We start from the raw sequence: 17,531 nt of genomic DNA, 5'->3' as shown, positions 1-17,531 counted from the left end.
TTCGTTTCAGCGCTTGTGTATAATATCAAATATTTGAAACTATGTCAATGATTTTACGAATATTTTTTTGTTTTTTTACTTTTTTTGTTTTTTTTACTATTTGAAGTAAAAAAATTGATTGATGATAAACACAGTTCATATAAATAGATAATAAAGTAAAAGTATAAGGAATTATCATTGTGGCATATAGAAATTGATCATATGTAAAGCATAGTCCATGAACTATGCTCTTATTACGTCATTTAATTACGGTAAAATGACTAACGTTTTATCAGAAATTTCTTTATCATGATTGCTAGCACGAAGTCCTGCTTCATCCACTTCATATCGTTGTGCTATAGAAGCATATGTGTCATTGGGTTTTGCAACCACCATACGATAACTAGTATAGGTTGTTCCTGCATCTTCAAACAAATCTTCAAATTCATCAAAGGTATCTTGATTTATTTCTTTTACTGATTCTTCGTCTTGTTGCATTACAACACTTGATGGTATTTCAGATGCTTCAACTGCATCTTCTGAAAGATCGCTTGTAGGTCTTAATGGTGCTGCATGAGTTGGCATAGGTGGAATTGCTTGCGTTAGATTAAGTGCCGCTTTTTCCTCTTTCATGGTATCTATTTGTTTTTTACTTACTTCACCATGTACATCATTAGGTTCCTCTAACAATCCATGAATGCTCATGGTGATGTATAAATGAATGCCTTCCTTTTCCGGTACTCCATGATAATCTTCAATTTGTATTTGGAAATCTTCTCCACTCAATTTATGCTTAGGTGCCATGATATCCATATCTAAAACTTCTTGAAAGCTTTGCATACCACCATCCTGATCTTCATATTCTCCACTGATAAATAATGGACCTATGGCTCGAATACCATCCTCCTCTTGACGGTATTGCAATCCATCACTCACATTCAATGTACTTAATTTTCTGACCGTATCCGCAAAGAGCATCTGTTTTTCTATTTTCATTGTTTTCATATCGTAGTCCTCCTATATGTATGTATGTTTCCACATAAGAAAGTATGATAATTTCTATATGTGAAATTAAAAACTTTTTTTGCTTAGGTGAACCTTGTGTTCTATGTTACAATATTTGTACAGAAAAATAGAGAGGTAAATGAAATGATAAAAATAGAACGTACATCCGTAATGAATTTTGAAAATGCAATTCGTGGCGCAAGAAATCCTATGAACAGCTGGAATCGCATGGATTCCTATTATCAAGAAGATGGGGTCTTTGTGATGGGACCAAATGATCTAAGCCTAGCACAGCGTCTTGCTCGTGCAGGAAGTGATCACCGTAAATTTATCCGTCAGATTTTTGTTTCTGTTGATTTCACAGCACCAATGTACTGGTGGAAAGAATATGACACCTATAAGGTCGCAACTGTTGCTAATTCTACTAGCACGATGCATAAGATAGCAAGCAAACCATTTGAGCTAGATGATTTCTCTCATGATCACATGAATGAAGCTGCTTTATCAAGTTTACAAAGCGTGATCGATGTATTAGAAGCATTACGTTTAAAATATTTAGAAACTAAGGATAAAACTGTTTGGTATAGCATGATACAACTTCTTCCAAGTAGCTATCATCAAATGCGAACTTGTACTTTGAATTATGAAACACTAATGAATATCTATTATGCTAGAAGAAATCATAAGTTAGATGAATGGCACACAGTTTGTGACTGGATCAAAACGTTACCTTATGCAACTGAATTAATTCTTGCCGTAGAAGATCACAAAGGTGAATAAGCACCTTTGTTTTTTTTACCGCTAAGCTTTCATGTGAATCATCTTTATTACCTTTCTATGTTGTCTTGTATTACATATCCGATTTTCGGAAAGTCCTTTTCCATATAATCGACCTTTGCCTTTTCCATTTGATTTTGAAAGGAAGATGATCGTATTACTTCTCTTGTAAGATTACTGATATCAATGATTTTGTCATTTTGATAAATTTTAAAGTGGAAAGCTGTTGAAAAAAAACAATTTGTTTCTAAGCATCATACGCTTGCATGCTTTTACATAATGCATCGATATCCTCTTGTTGTCTTGTAATAGAAATCGTTGCTAAAATAGATATGCGTTGATCAATAGAACGAGCATATGAGAACGAGCATATGAGAACGAGCATATGATTCATGAAGTATCAATACATTTCTTTGCTGATCCTTTTCACTTTGTAGTCCTGTCATAGTTACATCTGCATTCAAATAATCGTTGGAAAAGAACTTTTTGGATACTGAATCAATATCTTGTTGTTAGTCCTCAAGCAATCGTGCTAAAACAGTTACTTTTTGATTTATTTGATATTCATAATTATCCTTGATGGTTAAAAAAAATCCTTGGTACAAAGAGAAAACTTCAAATCTGGTTCTTGTTCATCTATTGCTTTTACATCAGCCGAATAAAACCCGTTTGATGTACCAAATCCTTTTGTCTCAGGATCATAATATTCGAAATTTTCCAACTTTACATACTGTTCATGATAGTGCATCGCAAGATACATTTGCATTCTCCATTTGGTTAAGTTGGACACACTCCTTGTAAAGCATAATAAAATTACGAAGCATCCTAGCAAGACATATCATAGCCTTTTTTGTTTTATCATTTTTTCATATAATTTCCCGTCCTTTGATAACATCTTAACATGAAACTATTCGTCTATCTATGGGAGTAATAGAATTATAAGAATGGTGTTTGATTTCTGTAAATATCGTAAGGGAATCTTAATCATTATCATGATAATAAAAAGTTTAAAATAAAAATGATCTATTCATGTTTACGCAAAAAAAGTGTATCTTTCGATACACTTAGGATTCGAATATTGGAATCAAATACTCCCATACAGCCTCCATTCCTTCTTTTTTTTCTGCAGAAAAAGGAAATAATGGCTCTTTATGATCTAATTCTAATTCTTTACGAATCATTTGTAACTGATTTTTTAATCTTGTTGAAGGAACTTTATCTGTTTTTGTAGCTACTACTGCAACAGGAATATCAAAATAACGAGCAAATTCTATCATCGTGATATCATCCTCTGTTGGCTTATGCCTAGCATCCACAAGAATGACCAGACCTTTTTTTTGTTCTCGTTTCGCAAAATACTCTTCCATCATCTCGCCAAATTTCTTTAGCTGGGTTTTTGATATGTTCGCATAACCATATCCGGGAACATCGACAAACATGTATTTATCATCTAGATTGAAAAAATTTAACAATCTAGTTTTCCCTGGAGTATTTCCAACGTATGCCAATTTTTTTCTGCCACACATCGTATTGATAAAGCTACTTTTCCCAACATTGCTTCTACCTGCTAAAACAATTTCAGGTAGGTCGGTATCTGGCCACGATTTCTTATCGGGCGCAGACACCACCAATTCTGCTTTCTGAAAGGTAATCATTTATTTAACCAATGCAACATCCAATACCTGAGAAACACGTTCTACAGGAATGAAGTTGACACTTTCTTTGACCGTAGCTGGTACATCATCCAAATCTTTAACATTAGCCTTAGGAATGACAACTGTTGTAATGCCACAACGATGTGCAGCCATGGATTTTTCTTTTAGTCCACCAATCGGTAAAACGTTTCCTCTTAGTGTAACCTCACCGGTCATTGCTAAATTTGCTTTTACTGGCGTATTACTTAAGCTTGACACCAATGCTGTTGTCAAAGTAACACCAGCACTTGGTCCATCTTTTGGTACTGCTCCTTCTGGAACATGAATATGAATATCATTCTTTTCAAAGATGTCAGGCTTGATTTTATATTTTTTGCAATTTGCACGAACATAGTCATATGCAATAGATGCACTTTCTTTCATCACATCGCCAAGTTGACCAGTCAAAATCAACTTACCTTTCCCTTCGAAATGATTCACTTCAATCTGTAAAACATCACCGCCAAATGCAGTATAAGCAAGTCCGGTAACCGTACCTACTTGATCCTTCATTTCACGTTTGCCATATTCAAATTTTTCATTACCCAGCCACTCTTTTACCAATTTCTTTGTGACCTTAATAGAGCGTTTTTTATCTTTCAATATAGCTAAAACACTCTTACGGCAAACAGTCGCAATGACACGTTCTAGCTGACGAACACCACTTTCACGGGTATAATAGCGAATCAAGAAACTGATGATATCATCATCGATTTTCAGTTGATTTTCTTTCAATCCGTTTTCATTTAATTGTTTCGGTACAAGATGACGTTTGGCAATCTCAACCTTTTCTAGTTCCGTATACGAAGATAATTCAATAATTTCTAAACGGTCACGTAACGCATTTGGGATATTCTCCAAATAATTAGCTGTCGCAATAAATAAAACTTTGCTTAGATCATAGCTTTCTTCAATGTAATGATCAGAAAAATATTCATTTTGCTCTGGGTCTAAAACCTCAAGCATTGCACTAGCAGGATCACCCTTATAGTCGCTAGCCATCTTATCAATTTCATCAATCAAGAAGACAGGATTGATCGTTCCGGCTTTTTTCATAGCTTGTATAAATCTGCCTGGCATACTGCCAAGATAGGTTCTTCTATGTCCTCGGATTTCAGATTCGTCTTTTACACCGCCAAGGGAAATTTTCACAAATTTACGATCCAAAGCTCTTGCTACAGATTTCGCCAAGGAAGTTTTACCGACACCTGGAGGACCAACAAGACAAATGATCGGTGCCTTTAATGAATTGGTCATTTGCTTAACCGCAAGATATTCCAATATACGTTCTTTGATTTTTTCTAAACCATAGTGATCTGCATCGAGAATCTCAGAAGCCTTATTCAAATCTTCGTTATCCTTGCTTTCTTGCCACCATGGCAAATCCATCAACCAATCGATGTAAGTCTTAATTACACCGGTTTCACCACTAGCTGCTGGTAACATTTCATAACGAGATAATTCATCCTTGACCTTTGCTTTGATTGCATCCGGATAAGGATTCTCTTCTAAACGTTTACGAATGGCATCCACATCTTTATCAGTATCAGGCACATCTCCTAATTCCTCTTTGATTGCACGCATTTTTTCACGTAAATAATATTCTTTTTGTCCTTCTTCTATTCTAGTTTTTACTTTATCATTAATTTTATTTTCAATTTGTGATAATTCTTTTTCGCTTTCAATTTCTTGCAAAATGATATATAAACGATCATTTACACCTAGGGTTTCTAACAATTGTTGGCGTTTTTCCAAAGTAAAAGGGAACAACTGAGAAATCTGGTCAGCTAGTTGAGGAGCACTTACTCCTTTTGCAAGTTCATTGATCATTTCTTTAGGAATCGCTTGAGAAACGGTTTCTATTTCTTCAAATTGCTTTGCGATTTTTCTGATAAGAGCTACTTCCTCCATATCATCCTGATGTAGATCATCTTTTACTTCTGCATCTACTACCATCATTTCTGCATCATTTATGATCGTATGCAACTCAACACGTTTTACACCTCTGAATTTTACACGTAAATATCCATCCATACGGCGAATATGTTTGATTTGACAAAGAGTACCAAAGGAATATAAATCATTCACATCTGGATCTTCTACCGCCAAATCTCTTTGAGCTACCAATACGACTTGACCTTGATATTGTTCCTGTGCTGTTTCTACAGCATGGCAAGATTTTGCACGACCAACATCAATCACGATTTCTTGATTTGGGAATACGATGACACCTCTTGTACATACTAAGGGATATTGTACATTTAGTGATTCATTTGTTTCACTCATAATTCCTACACTCCTTTCTATAGGGCAAAAAAGACGCAAACTGCGTCTTTATGCATATTACTTACCTACTGATTCTTTGATAAGCTCTAATGCTTTGCGAATACGCAGGTCATAAGAAACTGCATCAGCAGACACCATAGTCTTGATCTGTTCTGTTTCCATACCATACATGTTTGCGATTCTTTCAAATTCTGCATTTACATCTTCATCATTGATTTCAATTTTTTCTTCTGCAGCGATTGCTTCCAGTACAAGACGTACCTTTACTTTATTCTGTGCATCTTTACCCATTTCATCACGAATCATTTCATCTGTCTGTCCAGTTACTTGTTTAAACTGATCCAAAGAGAATCCTTGAGACTGTAAACGTTGTGCAAAATCACGAACAAGGTTATCTGTTTCTTCTTCAATCATCACTTCTGGAATTTCAACTTCAGCATTTTCTGTGATTGCAGTTAAAATTTCGCTTTCAAATTTATTTTCAGCTTGTTGAACCTTTGTAGCTTCTAAATTCTTACGAGAATATTCTTTAAATGCTTCCAATGTTTCTACATCTTTGATTTCAGCCTGTTTTACAAGTTCATCATTTGCTTCTGGCAATTCTTTTGTTTTAATATCATGAACAGTTACTTTGAATACTACTGGAGCATTAGCTAAATCCTCTACTTGATAATCTTCAGGGAATGTAACATTAATGTCCTTTGTTTCTTCGCTCTTCATACCGATCAATTGTTCTTCAAATCCAGGAATGAAAGAACCGCTACCGATAACTAATGGATAAGCATCTGCTTTTCCACCTTCAAAAGCAACACCGTCTTTGAATCCTTCAAAATCGATAACAGCAGTGTCTCCATCTTCTACAGCGCCATCTTCTTTTACGATCAAATCAGCAAATCTTTCTTGTAAACGAGTGATTTCAGCATTGACATCTTCATCAGTTACTGTTGCGTCTTCTTTTGTGATATCCAATCCTTTGTATTGACCTAATGTCACTTCTGGCTTAACCGTAACCACAAATTTGAAAGTTACTTTTTCTTCATCGATGCTATCGATATCCAAAGATGGACGAGCAACCAATTGTAGATCATGTTCTGTAATACCAGCATTTAATGCATCACCAGCAACATCATCTATTGCTTCCATCAATATATTCTGTGAACTAATGTGTTTTTTCACCAAAGCTTCTGGAGCCTGTCCTGGACGAAATCCTGGAAGATTTACTTTCTTTGCCAGTTTTTTGAATGCTTTTTTCTGAGCCTTCTGCCAAGCTTCACCTTCTACTGTTGTCTTTAATTCACCTTGTGATTTTTCTTTTAATTCCCATGTTGAACTCATTGTTCATACCTCCTACATATCATGTTACATTTCATGCTTATCTAATAATAATTCATAACCTTGATACTGACCAAGTGATTTTTCTTTTAAGAACAATTCCATTCCTTCACGATTATCACTTGCGATAAATACATAGCATACAATTGCCACTGCCAGATTCATTGCCTCATCTTCTTCTACATTGAAAGGTAGCTTAAGATAGGCCTCCTTGACAAGAGACTCCACACACATCATCAAGAAGCTAGGATCTTCATTCTCAAACCATTCCCGTAACAACTCAATTGCACTGACAACACCGTCACTCTCCATAGGAGCTTCGATATAGCATGGTGTGAACGTGACCTCTAAGCCGTCGATAAGCGTAGTGATCTCATCTGTGATGTTTTGTTCCATCATCGCTTCCATGAGAAAGGAGCGCACAAGATAATGAGGATCATTCATCAAATAATCCTGTATCTCTGTCAAATGATTACGAATATTACTTTTCTTCAATTGTTCAATCGCAAGAAATGCTTCATCCAGACTTCCATTTAAAAGATCAGCAATATCTTCTTCATCATAAACAGTCTGTTTACGGTCATCCTGCCTGATAACTGCACGACATTCATTGTAATCAGCAATCAAGCGTTCCTCATATTCTCTTGGAATATAAGGCATAGAAAGTTCTTCTTCAAGAATCTTCAGACATTCATCATATCCTTGATTTTGTTTAAGATTTTCTACTTTTTTCAGAATATCCTCATAATAACTATCCATGGCTTCTCCTTTACGACTAAACATACATTAATATAGCATATTTCCTAGGTTTTATCAATTCTAAAGTACACAAACATGTGTTTTCACGTTACTATTTGCATATTTTCACACAATATGGTGATAATTCATTTCCAATAAAAATGAAAACAACTCTTTTCAAACACGAATTTCTGTATTATCATGATTAAGAAATAAAGAATCGAGGTAATGATATGAAGATAGAGGATATATTTAAGGAAAAGGGATATCTGGCTCAAGCAGTACCTTTATCCATTCCAGAACTTGGGTTTGCTTATCTTAATGATATTGGGTTATGGAATATTACCATCAATCAAAAAAATGTAGCGTGCATTGATAATAAAATCACCGTTGGTCAGCTGAAAGATATCTTTGAACATCATTGTACCTGTTATCAGAATCAAAACGATGTCATCGAGAGCAAACGAAACCACATGTTAGAACAGTTACAAAATTTCGATCCAAATGACATCATTGATTTTTCATAAGCGTATAAGGTATGAGCATTATGACCTCATACCTTTTACATATTGCATTAAAATAAAAAAGCCCGATCTTCATCGGGTTATTTTTTATAGTGGCGTCCACAGTAGGATTCGAACCTACGACCGCACGCTTAGAAGGCGTGTGCTCTATCCAGCTGAGCTATGTAGACATCTGCTTTTAATTGCTTAACTATAATACCAAACTTTCTAAATGATTTCAACCTTTTTTTCAAAAAATTCAAAAGAAAAGATGGAGTTCTCCATCTTTAAGTAGCAATCGTATATAAGGAATAAAAATATCCTTTCTTCTCATAAAGCTCATCAAAGCTCCCCTTCTCTATTAACTGATGCTGTCCGATCACTAAAATCTCATCATATTGACGAAGTATTTTTTCCTGTAGTTTATGTGTTACAATGATTCTAGTCAATCCTTCCATATTTAAGATTGCCTGTTCTACTGCCGTTGCTGTTGCTTGATCCAATGCCGCAGTAGCTTCATCCATCAATAATATCGGTGTATGCTTCAATAATGTTCTCGCAATAGAAATACGCTGTTTTTCACCACCCGATAAATGACATCCATTTTCACCACAAGGATATTCTCTGCCTTTTTCCATCCAAAGCTTAGATAACCCTGCCCTATGGATTGCTTCTTCCATATCTTCTTTTGAAAATGATTTATACATGGTGATATTATGTTCTAAACTGTCATCGAAGATAAAGACATTTTGTTGGATCATACCGAACATTTCATATAAACCATCACTAATCATATGTTTTAAGGAAATTCCATCCATTTGAATATCTCCATCATAATCATGATACCCTAACAATAGCTGAAGTAAGGTAGATTTTCCACTTCCACTTGCCCCTACGATTGCATAACTTTTTCCCTTTTCCAAGGTAAATGACACATCTTGAAGTACAAGGCTATCCTCATAACCAAAGCTGACATGATCAAATTCTATCGTTTCCTTAAAACAGTTTAATGTCGTAAGTTCTCTTTTTTCTTCAGACCTTTGACACAGCTGTTCTAGCTTTTCCATCAAGGTAGCACTTGCTTTTTTTGCGCTTATCAACGCCGGCGCTGTTTGTAAAGGTGATACAACATAATTGGTCAATTGTACAAACGCAACCAATATTCCAACCGTGACCTCACCGTGAACAGCAAGAAAAGCACCAAATCCAAACACAGCGATATGAACCAACAATCCACCGGTTGCCGAACATAACGTAACCAAAGAAATCAAATCTCGACGTTTTCGTTTTACTTTTTCTACTAATCCGTTTTCATAAGCAAAATTACCTGCAATCTCTTTTTCCGCTTGAAAACTTTTGATCACTGTGAATCCATCCAAAAGGCCTTTGATCAATCCGGTAAATCTTCCATTGTGTAAAGAAGTATTTTTTTCTGCCTCATTGATGTTATTACCAAATGCAATTGACACGATCAACGGAAGCAAGCATACCACGATCACTACTATTGTCATCTTGATATTCAAATATGCCATGGCACATAAGCCCCCTACAAACATCAAAGATTGTGTATAAATAAGAAAGCTACCCTCTAAATAATGTTGTTCAATACTGTTAACATCATTATTCAACGCCGAAATATACGTACTTGTTGACTCTTTTTGAAAACTGGCGATATGCTTTGCCATGATTTGATCAAACGCATATTCTTTATACTGGCGTAGTCCTCGTTCAATGAAGCGATTTTTAAAATAGAAACCAAATGCATCAAACAAAACAAATAGGATCAAAAACACAAGGAATTGAAATAACATGTGTTTTAAGTTTTCCATATTACCACTTGCTGCAATGTCTGTAAAATCCTTTAACAAAAAAGCAATCCATACTGTCAATGCGGTATTGACGAACACACCCATCAATGCACATAAATAATAGATCTTATTGTGCTGAAATATTCTTTTCTTTAAGTTCATCTCTTTATTTTATGGTCACTTAATATTGGCTTTTCACGTAACACAATGGTGTAACCTGTTGTGGTTTTCTTGTTTAATTCTTTGGCAAAAATTAACATGCCCAAAAAAGCGAAATTCTCATTGAGTACATAGACAGCAAGATCACTTTCATCTGTTTCCACTTCTACCTTTATGATCCAGTTTCTTTCCATAAACTCTTTTAAAATTTGTACTACATCGTTTCTAGGAATATGACATTGTTTTACCAACAGCTCTACCGTAAATCCTTTTTTTCTTTGATAAAGTTCATACAGTATATGAAATCGATGCTCTTTCGCTAGGAAGGCAAATAGTTCTTCATATTCTTCTCGCTTCATCAACATATCTTTGTATCCCTCTTCAGGTTCCGGCATAAAAATGAAATAAGGAAAATGATCCATTAAGGACATCAATGAAATCACATGATCATTGGCCATTTCATATTGAAAATTCATTTCCTTTTTATGATACATTTGCATCTTCTCTGTTTGCATGACCATAGAAATCTCATCATATTCATTACAAGCATTCATAAGAGAATACATAAGATGATAAGCCTCCATAGGACGTTTTTTCAAAGGTAGTTTATGAATTTGTTGATAAACATACATAGATAAGCTTGTCTCTTCTGCAAGATTTCTGCCAAATAAATAATCAATACTAACATGAAAGAAATCTGCTATCGCCGGTAGTAATTCAACATCAGGTGTACCTCCGCATTCCCATTTGGATACAGCCTGAGTAGATACTCCAACCGCATTTCCTAGTGCTTCCTGTGTTACATGTTGTGTTTTCCTAAGCTCTTGAATCTTTTTTCCAATGGTGACCATAAGTTCTCCTTTCTCAACTTACACTCTCATCATACAAGTATCGTTAGTTGATAACAATGGATGTAAAACTGATAAAATCAACTGTCAGTTGTATTTAGATCTAAAAAAGTAGGTACTGCATTTTTTACAGCACCTAGGATGCTTTATGATATAAAAAACATTCTTGTTCATGAGAATGAACCACACCGACAGCTTGTAAGTAGGCATATATAATGGTGGTTCCCACAAAATTCATACCTCTTTTTTTCAAATCTTTGCTGATGTTATCAGATAATGGTGTACTGGAAGGAATAATATCGCCATGATCATATACAACTTGATTTTCAGTAAATCCCCATAAATAAGAATCAAAGCTTCCGTATTCTTTTTGAATTTGCATAAATACCTGAGCATTGCGTCTACTAGCTTCTATTTTCCTGCGATTGCGAACGATATCTGCATTATTCATCAAGATTTCTATTTTCTCATCTGTATAATTGGCCACTTTTTGAACATCAAAATAATCAAACGCTTTGCGAAATGCTTCTCTTTTTTTTAAAATGGTCAACCAAGATAATCCGGCTTGAAATCCTTCTAAGATCAGCATTTCAAATAATCGTTTGTCATCATGTTGTGGCACGCCCCATTCTTCATCATGATAGACTTCATATATTTCAGGAACATTTTGTGCCCAATGGCATCGTTTCTTCTCCATAACATCACCATCCTTATTACTTATATTATATCCTACTAATACCTTTATTTCATTATTTTTATCTGTTTATTAAGTTGAAAAAAAGTCCTTTCGGACTTTTCATATCTTATTCAGTTTCGATCAACCCATAGCCACCATCATGACGTTTGTAGACAACAGCTATTTCACTGGTTTCATCATCACGATAGATAAAGAAATTATGATTTAACATTTCCATACGCATGATTGCTTCATCCAATTCCATCGTATCCGGTACAATAGATTTTGTCTTTACAAGTTCTTCATCATCTTCACCGTCTTCAACTTCGAAATCTTCTTCAATGAAAGCATATGCTAGTTTTTCTTTGTTCTTTCTTGTTAGACGTGTCTTCTGACGACGAATCTGATCTTCTAATTTATCGATTGCTTTATCAATGGCAGCATATAAATCATCATCAACGACCTCTGTACGTAAAACTGCGTATTTAGTAGGAATCGTAACCTCGATTTTTTGTTTATTTGGATATACACGTACCACCACATTTGCTACCACGTTTTCATCAATTATAAAGTATTTTTCAAGATGAGATAGCTTCTTCTCGATCTTCTCGGCAATCGCCACTGTAACTGTAATATTTTTTCCGTAGATTTGGACTTTCATATAAAATCCCTCCTTGTTGTTTATACCTATATTATACGATAAAAAATCTATTTTAACAGTCTTACATTTTGTGGAATAATGTGATAAACTAATACTGTAAGGGCGATAAATAAACATCGTCTTTTTTCATACAAGAAAGCAGGTGGGCATAACATGCAGGATTTAAAACAACAATTGTTAGAGGAAGGTTTAAGTTGCATCGTAAAGCAAAAGGATTCCATTTATAAGGAGCATGCACATGGTATTCTTCCCCTATTACATTTCATCGAACAAGATCGACTTAAAGACAGCATCCTTGTGGATAAAGTCATTGGTAAAGCTGCCGCTATGTTGATGGTATATGGTGGTGTGAAAAAGATTCACGCACTTATCATCAGTGAACATGCCTTACAGATTCTACAAGCACATAACATATCTATTAGCTATGATACCTTAGTACCATATATCATAAATCGAAAAAAGGATGGTATGTGTCCCATGGAGCAAGCTGTTTTATCTATTCAAGATATCGATCAAGCCTATCAGCTTCTTGTCGATAAAGTAATGCATTAAAAAACCAGTAATCACTGGTTTTTTTCATACGCAACAGATAACACTCTTCTTGCATTCTCATAACAAATCTTTCGAATCTCATCCTCAGAAAAATCTTGCGCATATAGCTCTTTGACAAAATTTTGTGCCTGAGTTGCATTCGATAAAGTTTCTATAGCGCCATACGTATCCGCATCATCATAAAAATCCATAAAGTCAAAACCGATAGCGATATGATCAATACCGATCCATTCTTTTAACTGCCTTACATGTTGAACTAAGTGTGGAATATCTTGCTTTTCTGAATGAGTAGAAACAAAGGGTGGCGCTGATACCACACCGACAACACCGCCATGATCTTTTATTGCCATCAATTGTTCTTTCCATAGATTTCTTGGATGATCACAAAGCTCTCTCACATTTGAATGAGTTGCGATCACGATGCCGGGATCTAGTTCCATGATATCCCAGAATGTTTTTTCGTTTGCATGAGATACATCAACGATCATATTTAAATCGATCATTTCCTTTAATGCCTCTTTGCCCATTTCGCTTAACCCTCGTTTAGGATTACCTTTTACTCCGGTAGCTAATGCATTTTCCTCATTCCAACAAAAGGAAGCTACTCTAATGCCTTGATCATATAACCATTTTATAGATTCTCTTGGCTGTGTTTTAATTCCACACATACCTTCAATGGTCAACAACGCTTTCTTTTTTCCGGAATTATCAAAGAGATCATCTTTGGTAAGCACCAATTCTAAATCTTCACATTCTATAATTTGTCGCTTTAGTTGAAGAACCATCTTTTGCATGTATTCCCAACTTTCGACACCTTCAAAATAGCTGGCCATTGCGATATAAGCAAGTTCACCTTGATCAAATTTCTTACAATGCACATCTCTTACCACGTGATCGTTTCCTTTTGCGCTCTCTTCCATGACATCATAGCCGATGTCCGCATGTAAATCAAATAATTTCATTGACACCTCCGTTGATTTATTTTTAGGATGCTTCTTCATAAATGATATCAAAATATTTCATTTCACGTTCTCCATCCATACCAGTATCATATGCACGATCCTTTAAAATATCCATCACTCCAGATATATCAGCATCATATTCCACGCACCCATATGCCTTCTCTAATACTGTGTTTGCGATTTTGATTGCTTCATTGAATAATTCTAGAAAACTTGCATTAGAACTAATATGATCATCACATGGATGATACCAAATATGTTTTTCTTCATTCAAGATATCATATCGATCCTCAACATCCGGCCTCACGACATTACCTGAAATCATCCATGGTTTACGAATGATGGTTTCGACGCCTTTTAATGCCTTATATTTCATTTTCTTAGGATCATAGAGTAACTTTTGTATATCATACCAAGAATTCAGTGTTTCTCTAATATCATGCACTTTTACTTCTACATGATAGACCTCTTTTGCTACTGGAACATAAATACGTGAGATAGCACGCAAGATATCCTCATCATATTCACATATTTCATAAGCACGATAATCACGAATACTTAAATTATGATAACGCTCTAGCATCATCGTATCCATCATAGATTCAAATCGATGGTGATACCCGGCACTTACGCCTTTGCAATTTCCCGTACGATAAAATATATAAGGATGTGTTTTCATATCTAATGCCCAATGGCACAAATGTCCAAATAAATATACGCTCATTGCTTCTTTGACATCCGGATGTTTTTGTTCCTTGATACAACGCATAGCGACACGATAGAAGTCATTGATATGTACAGCATGCATCGCACTTCCTAAATGATTGAGCGTATGACTTTTCATTGCTTCCCATGGTTTCGCATGTTGAAAGAATAAAAAATCAGGACCATTGCTTCCGATATAGAAAATTTGTGGGTGTCGGTCTATCATTCCCTTGATATCTTGTTTCGTTATTTCTTTTAGAACCTCTTCTGCGAAGATTTTATGTGTAATGATATTTGGCATATCAAATTCCTCCTTATAACAGGGCTATTATAACACTTTAAAAAGAAAAGAGGAAACGATTTATGTCGTTTCCCCACGACTCGTCTATTCTTGTGATTGATTAGGAATTGCTTCATGTACTTCGTTTTCTAACAATGGTTTACGTGTTAAAATTTCCATAAACTGTTCTCCGGTAATGGTTTCTCTTTCATACAGGAATTTCGCAAGTTCATGTAGCTTATCCTTATTCTCTTCTAATATACGATACGCTTTTTCATAGGCTTCTTTGATTAATTTGATGACCTCTGCATCGATCTTGGTTGCTGTTTGATCACTACATGTCAAGGATGCATCTCCGCCTAAATATTTTTGATTGATGGTTTCTAAAGCTGTCATACCGAATTCTTCACTCATACCAAGACGAGTGATCATGCTTCTTGCCACTTTTGTAGCTTGTTCGATATCATTGGCTGCCCCACTGGTAATAGAATGAAAAATCAGATCTTCTGCAGCTCGTCCACCACAATAGGTCACGATCTTCGTAAATGCTTCTTCCTTTGTAATTAAATTAGATTCATCTTCAGGTACTTGCATCGTATAGCCTAGTGCACCACTTGTCCTAGGAACAATCGTGATTTTTGTCACAGGCATACTATTTTTAGATTTTGCCGCAACCAAGGCATGACCGATTTCATGATAGGACACGATTAATTTTTCTTTGGTAGATATGACCGCATTTTTTCTTTGATATCCGGCAATCACTGTTTCTACAGCTTCTTCCAGATCCTTTTGAATTACTTGATTTCGATGATCTTTTACCGCTAACAAGGCTGATTCATTGATAATATTGGCAAGTTCTGCGCCACTTGCTCCGGCAGTTGCACGAGCAATTGCTTTTAAATCTACATTTTTACTGATTTTCACATCTTTCGCATGTACTTGTAGGATTGCGATTCGCCCTGATAGATCCGGTAATTCCACCGGTATACGTCGATCGAATCGTCCCGGACGTAGCAATGCCTGATCTAAAGATTCCGGACGATTGGTTGCTGCCAAAATAATGACACCAGTAGAACCGTCAAAACCATCCATTTCAGCTAACAACTGATTTAAGGTCTGTTCTCGTTCATCATTCCCACCATAACCTGCACCATCACGTTTTTTACCTATGGTATCAATTTCATCGATAAAGACGATACATGGCGCTTTTTCTCTTGCTTGTTTGAATAAATCACGCACACGTGCAGCACCTCGTCCGACAAACATTTCCACAAATTCCGAACCGCTGATGGAAAAGAATGGTACGTTCGCTTCTCCTGCGACAGCTTTTGCCAATAATGTTTTACCGGTACCAGGAGGACCTACCAATAGTGCTCCTTTTGGCATCTGTGCACCAATGGCTTTATATTTCCCTGGATTTTTTAAGAACTCTACCATTTCTTGTAAAGCTTCCTTCGCTTCTTCCTGTCCTGCGACATCATCAAACGTTTTACCACTTTGGCTTTTCACATAAACCTTTGCATCACTTTTCCCAAAGTTGCCAAAACCGCCACCACCAAAGCTCATGGAATCTCCTCCCATTTTGTTTTGCATTTTCTTAAACATATGGTTTCCTAACCACCAGAATAAAAGCAATGGCAATACGATCGTCAACAACAAATAAAGCCATGGATTCATTTCTTGTGCATGCTCTCTTGTAAAGGTAGCGCCTGCTGTTTGTAGCTTATCCACAAGTGTCAGATCATTCTCTATGGTTTCCGTTTGATAAGCCTTTTTCTCTTCACCTTTGATGGTATAGGTGATATCTTCATCTCCAATATTGACCTTATCGATTTTCTTTTCTTCGATTGCTGTCAAAAATTGATTATAACTGACTTCCTCTACATGATTGTTATAAATGAAATTAGATAATACATAATTGCCTACTAAAATAACGATCAATATGATGATATAGTAAAAATATAACGGTCTTTTCTTTTTATTCGTTTTGTTCATTTCCATTACCTCCCAAAACAGCCTGATCTAATAATTTCAGACTCTCTATGATTTGTTCTCTTTGCTGATCATCTAAACAATATAACATTGGTTCATGACGTTTACATTTCCGCATTTCTTTCATACATAACTTTGCTTTTTTTGTCAAGGAAAGTGTTACGACCCTTTCATCCAATTTGTTTCGCTTTCTTTCCAACAGCTCGTGCTGTTCTAATCGTTTGACAATTGCAGAGATATTTGAATTACTCATCATCAGTCGTCTGGCAAGCTCACTGATTTTCAATTCCTCATCACTGGTAGCTACTTCCATTAACACCAGGCACTGAACACCGGTGATTCCAAAAGGTTCATAGCAGCGGTTCATTTGCATGGAAAGATTGGACATGATGTTTCTCAATAAACGAAAAATCATTTCCTCATCTTGCATACCACCACCTCCTTTATCAAAATATTTCATGCGTGAAATATTTACACATCAAATAGTAATGCCATCCTTGTATTTCGTCAACCATTGAGCTCGTGTTTCCATAATTCTATAAGTTGTTCACATATTTCACATAAATTTGATTTA

Annotated in this window: 17 protein-coding genes and 1 tRNA gene; 3 read left to right on the top strand and 15 right to left on the bottom strand. The window is 35.6% G+C overall.

The annotated features are described in order from the left end of the window. Positions 1-246: 246 nt before the first annotated feature. Positions 247-984: a stage VI sporulation protein D gene (locus UGRO018_RS01885; RefSeq protein ID WP_416324754.1), complete on the bottom strand. Its 738-nt coding sequence runs from the start codon at positions 982-984 to the stop codon at positions 247-249. 144 nt (positions 985-1,128) lie between these two features. Here UGRO018_RS01885 and UGRO018_RS01880 point away from each other — a divergent pair, with 144 nt between their 5' ends. After that, complete coding sequence (locus UGRO018_RS01880; RefSeq protein ID WP_416324753.1) at positions 1,129-1,764, top strand: hypothetical protein; 636 nt, start codon at positions 1,129-1,131, stop codon at positions 1,762-1,764. A gap of 580 nt (positions 1,765-2,344) precedes the next feature. Here UGRO018_RS01880 and UGRO018_RS01875 read toward each other — a convergent pair. The 5 genes from UGRO018_RS01875 to UGRO018_RS01855 form a co-directional block, all read right to left on the bottom strand. Then, a complete protein-coding gene (locus UGRO018_RS01875) occupies positions 2,345-2,521 on the bottom strand; it encodes a hypothetical protein (RefSeq protein WP_416324752.1) in 177 nt (58 codons plus the stop codon). A gap of 304 nt (positions 2,522-2,825) precedes the next feature. After that, on the bottom strand, positions 2,826-3,416 hold the full coding sequence (gene yihA, locus UGRO018_RS01870; RefSeq protein ID WP_416324751.1) for a ribosome biogenesis GTP-binding protein YihA/YsxC: 591 nt from the start codon (positions 3,414-3,416) through the stop codon (positions 2,826-2,828). Continuing rightward, positions 3,417-5,741 carry an endopeptidase La gene (gene lon, locus UGRO018_RS01865; protein WP_416324750.1) on the bottom strand — a complete coding sequence of 775 codons (2,325 nt, stop codon included), beginning with the start codon at positions 5,739-5,741 and terminating at the stop codon, positions 3,417-3,419. Between the two features lie 57 nt (positions 5,742-5,798). Then, positions 5,799-7,076 (bottom strand): trigger factor, encoded by a 1,278-nt coding sequence (gene tig, locus UGRO018_RS01860; RefSeq protein WP_416324749.1) that lies wholly within the window; start codon positions 7,074-7,076, stop codon positions 5,799-5,801. Between the two features lie 24 nt (positions 7,077-7,100). After that, the gene (locus UGRO018_RS01855) at positions 7,101-7,832 is read right to left on the bottom strand and encodes a hypothetical protein (RefSeq protein WP_416324748.1); all 732 of its coding nucleotides are present in this window, start codon (positions 7,830-7,832) and stop codon (positions 7,101-7,103) included. Positions 7,833-8,044: 212 nt separating this feature from the next. Between UGRO018_RS01855 and UGRO018_RS01850 the strand changes: the two genes are divergently transcribed. Beyond that, positions 8,045-8,338, top strand: a complete 294-nt coding sequence (locus tag UGRO018_RS01850) for a hypothetical protein (RefSeq protein ID WP_416324747.1) — start codon at positions 8,045-8,047, stop codon at positions 8,336-8,338. A 90-nt stretch (positions 8,339-8,428) separates the two neighbouring features. Here UGRO018_RS01850 and UGRO018_RS01845 read toward each other — a convergent pair. From UGRO018_RS01845 to hpf, 5 genes are all read right to left on the bottom strand, one after another. Next, positions 8,429-8,505, bottom strand: a tRNA-Arg gene (locus UGRO018_RS01845). A 96-nt stretch (positions 8,506-8,601) separates the two neighbouring features. After that, positions 8,602-10,284, bottom strand: a complete 1,683-nt coding sequence (locus tag UGRO018_RS01840) for an ABC transporter ATP-binding protein (RefSeq protein WP_416324746.1) — start codon at positions 10,282-10,284, stop codon at positions 8,602-8,604. Continuing rightward, on the bottom strand, positions 10,281-11,132 hold the full coding sequence (locus UGRO018_RS01835; RefSeq protein ID WP_416324745.1) for a helix-turn-helix domain-containing protein: 852 nt from the start codon (positions 11,130-11,132) through the stop codon (positions 10,281-10,283). The genes UGRO018_RS01840 and UGRO018_RS01835 overlap by 4 nt, the downstream gene beginning before the upstream one ends. A 133-nt stretch (positions 11,133-11,265) precedes the next feature. Further along, positions 11,266-11,826 (bottom strand): DNA-3-methyladenine glycosylase I, encoded by a 561-nt coding sequence (locus tag UGRO018_RS01830; protein ID WP_416324744.1) that lies wholly within the window; start codon positions 11,824-11,826, stop codon positions 11,266-11,268. Between the two features lie 106 nt (positions 11,827-11,932). Beyond that, on the bottom strand, positions 11,933-12,466 hold the full coding sequence (hpf, locus tag UGRO018_RS01825; RefSeq protein ID WP_416324743.1) for a ribosome hibernation-promoting factor, HPF/YfiA family: 534 nt from the start codon (positions 12,464-12,466) through the stop codon (positions 11,933-11,935). 153 nt (positions 12,467-12,619) lie between these two features. Between hpf and UGRO018_RS01820 the strand changes: the two genes are divergently transcribed. Continuing rightward, the gene (locus UGRO018_RS01820) at positions 12,620-13,018 is read left to right on the top strand and encodes a DUF1893 domain-containing protein (protein ID WP_416324742.1); all 399 of its coding nucleotides are present in this window, start codon (positions 12,620-12,622) and stop codon (positions 13,016-13,018) included. A gap of 11 nt (positions 13,019-13,029) precedes the next feature. Here UGRO018_RS01820 and UGRO018_RS01815 read toward each other — a convergent pair whose 3' ends face one another. The 4 genes from UGRO018_RS01815 to UGRO018_RS01800 all read right to left on the bottom strand — a co-directional run bounded on the left by UGRO018_RS01815 (position 13,030) and on the right by UGRO018_RS01800 (position 17,387). Continuing rightward, positions 13,030-13,980: a dipeptidase gene (locus UGRO018_RS01815; RefSeq protein ID WP_416324741.1), complete on the bottom strand. Its 951-nt coding sequence runs from the start codon at positions 13,978-13,980 to the stop codon at positions 13,030-13,032. 22 nt (positions 13,981-14,002) lie between these two features. Next, complete coding sequence (locus tag UGRO018_RS01810) at positions 14,003-14,986, bottom strand: zinc dependent phospholipase C family protein (protein ID WP_416324740.1); 984 nt, start codon at positions 14,984-14,986, stop codon at positions 14,003-14,005. Positions 14,987-15,070: 84 nt separating this feature from the next. Next, the gene (gene ftsH, locus UGRO018_RS01805) at positions 15,071-16,966 is read right to left on the bottom strand and encodes an ATP-dependent zinc metalloprotease FtsH (protein WP_463667542.1); all 1,896 of its coding nucleotides are present in this window, start codon (positions 16,964-16,966) and stop codon (positions 15,071-15,073) included. After that, positions 16,944-17,387: a MarR family winged helix-turn-helix transcriptional regulator gene (locus tag UGRO018_RS01800; RefSeq protein ID WP_416324738.1), complete on the bottom strand. Its 444-nt coding sequence runs from the start codon at positions 17,385-17,387 to the stop codon at positions 16,944-16,946. Before UGRO018_RS01800 ends, ftsH begins: the two co-directional genes overlap by 23 nt. Between the last annotated feature and the right edge of the window lie 144 nt (positions 17,388-17,531).

Source organism: Hoskinsella mucinilytica (genome assembly GCF_045223415.1).
Lineage (GTDB): Bacteria > Bacillota_I > Bacilli_A > Erysipelotrichales > Erysipelotrichaceae > Hoskinsella > Hoskinsella mucinilytica.
This window is presented reverse-complemented; position numbering and strand designations above follow the sequence as displayed.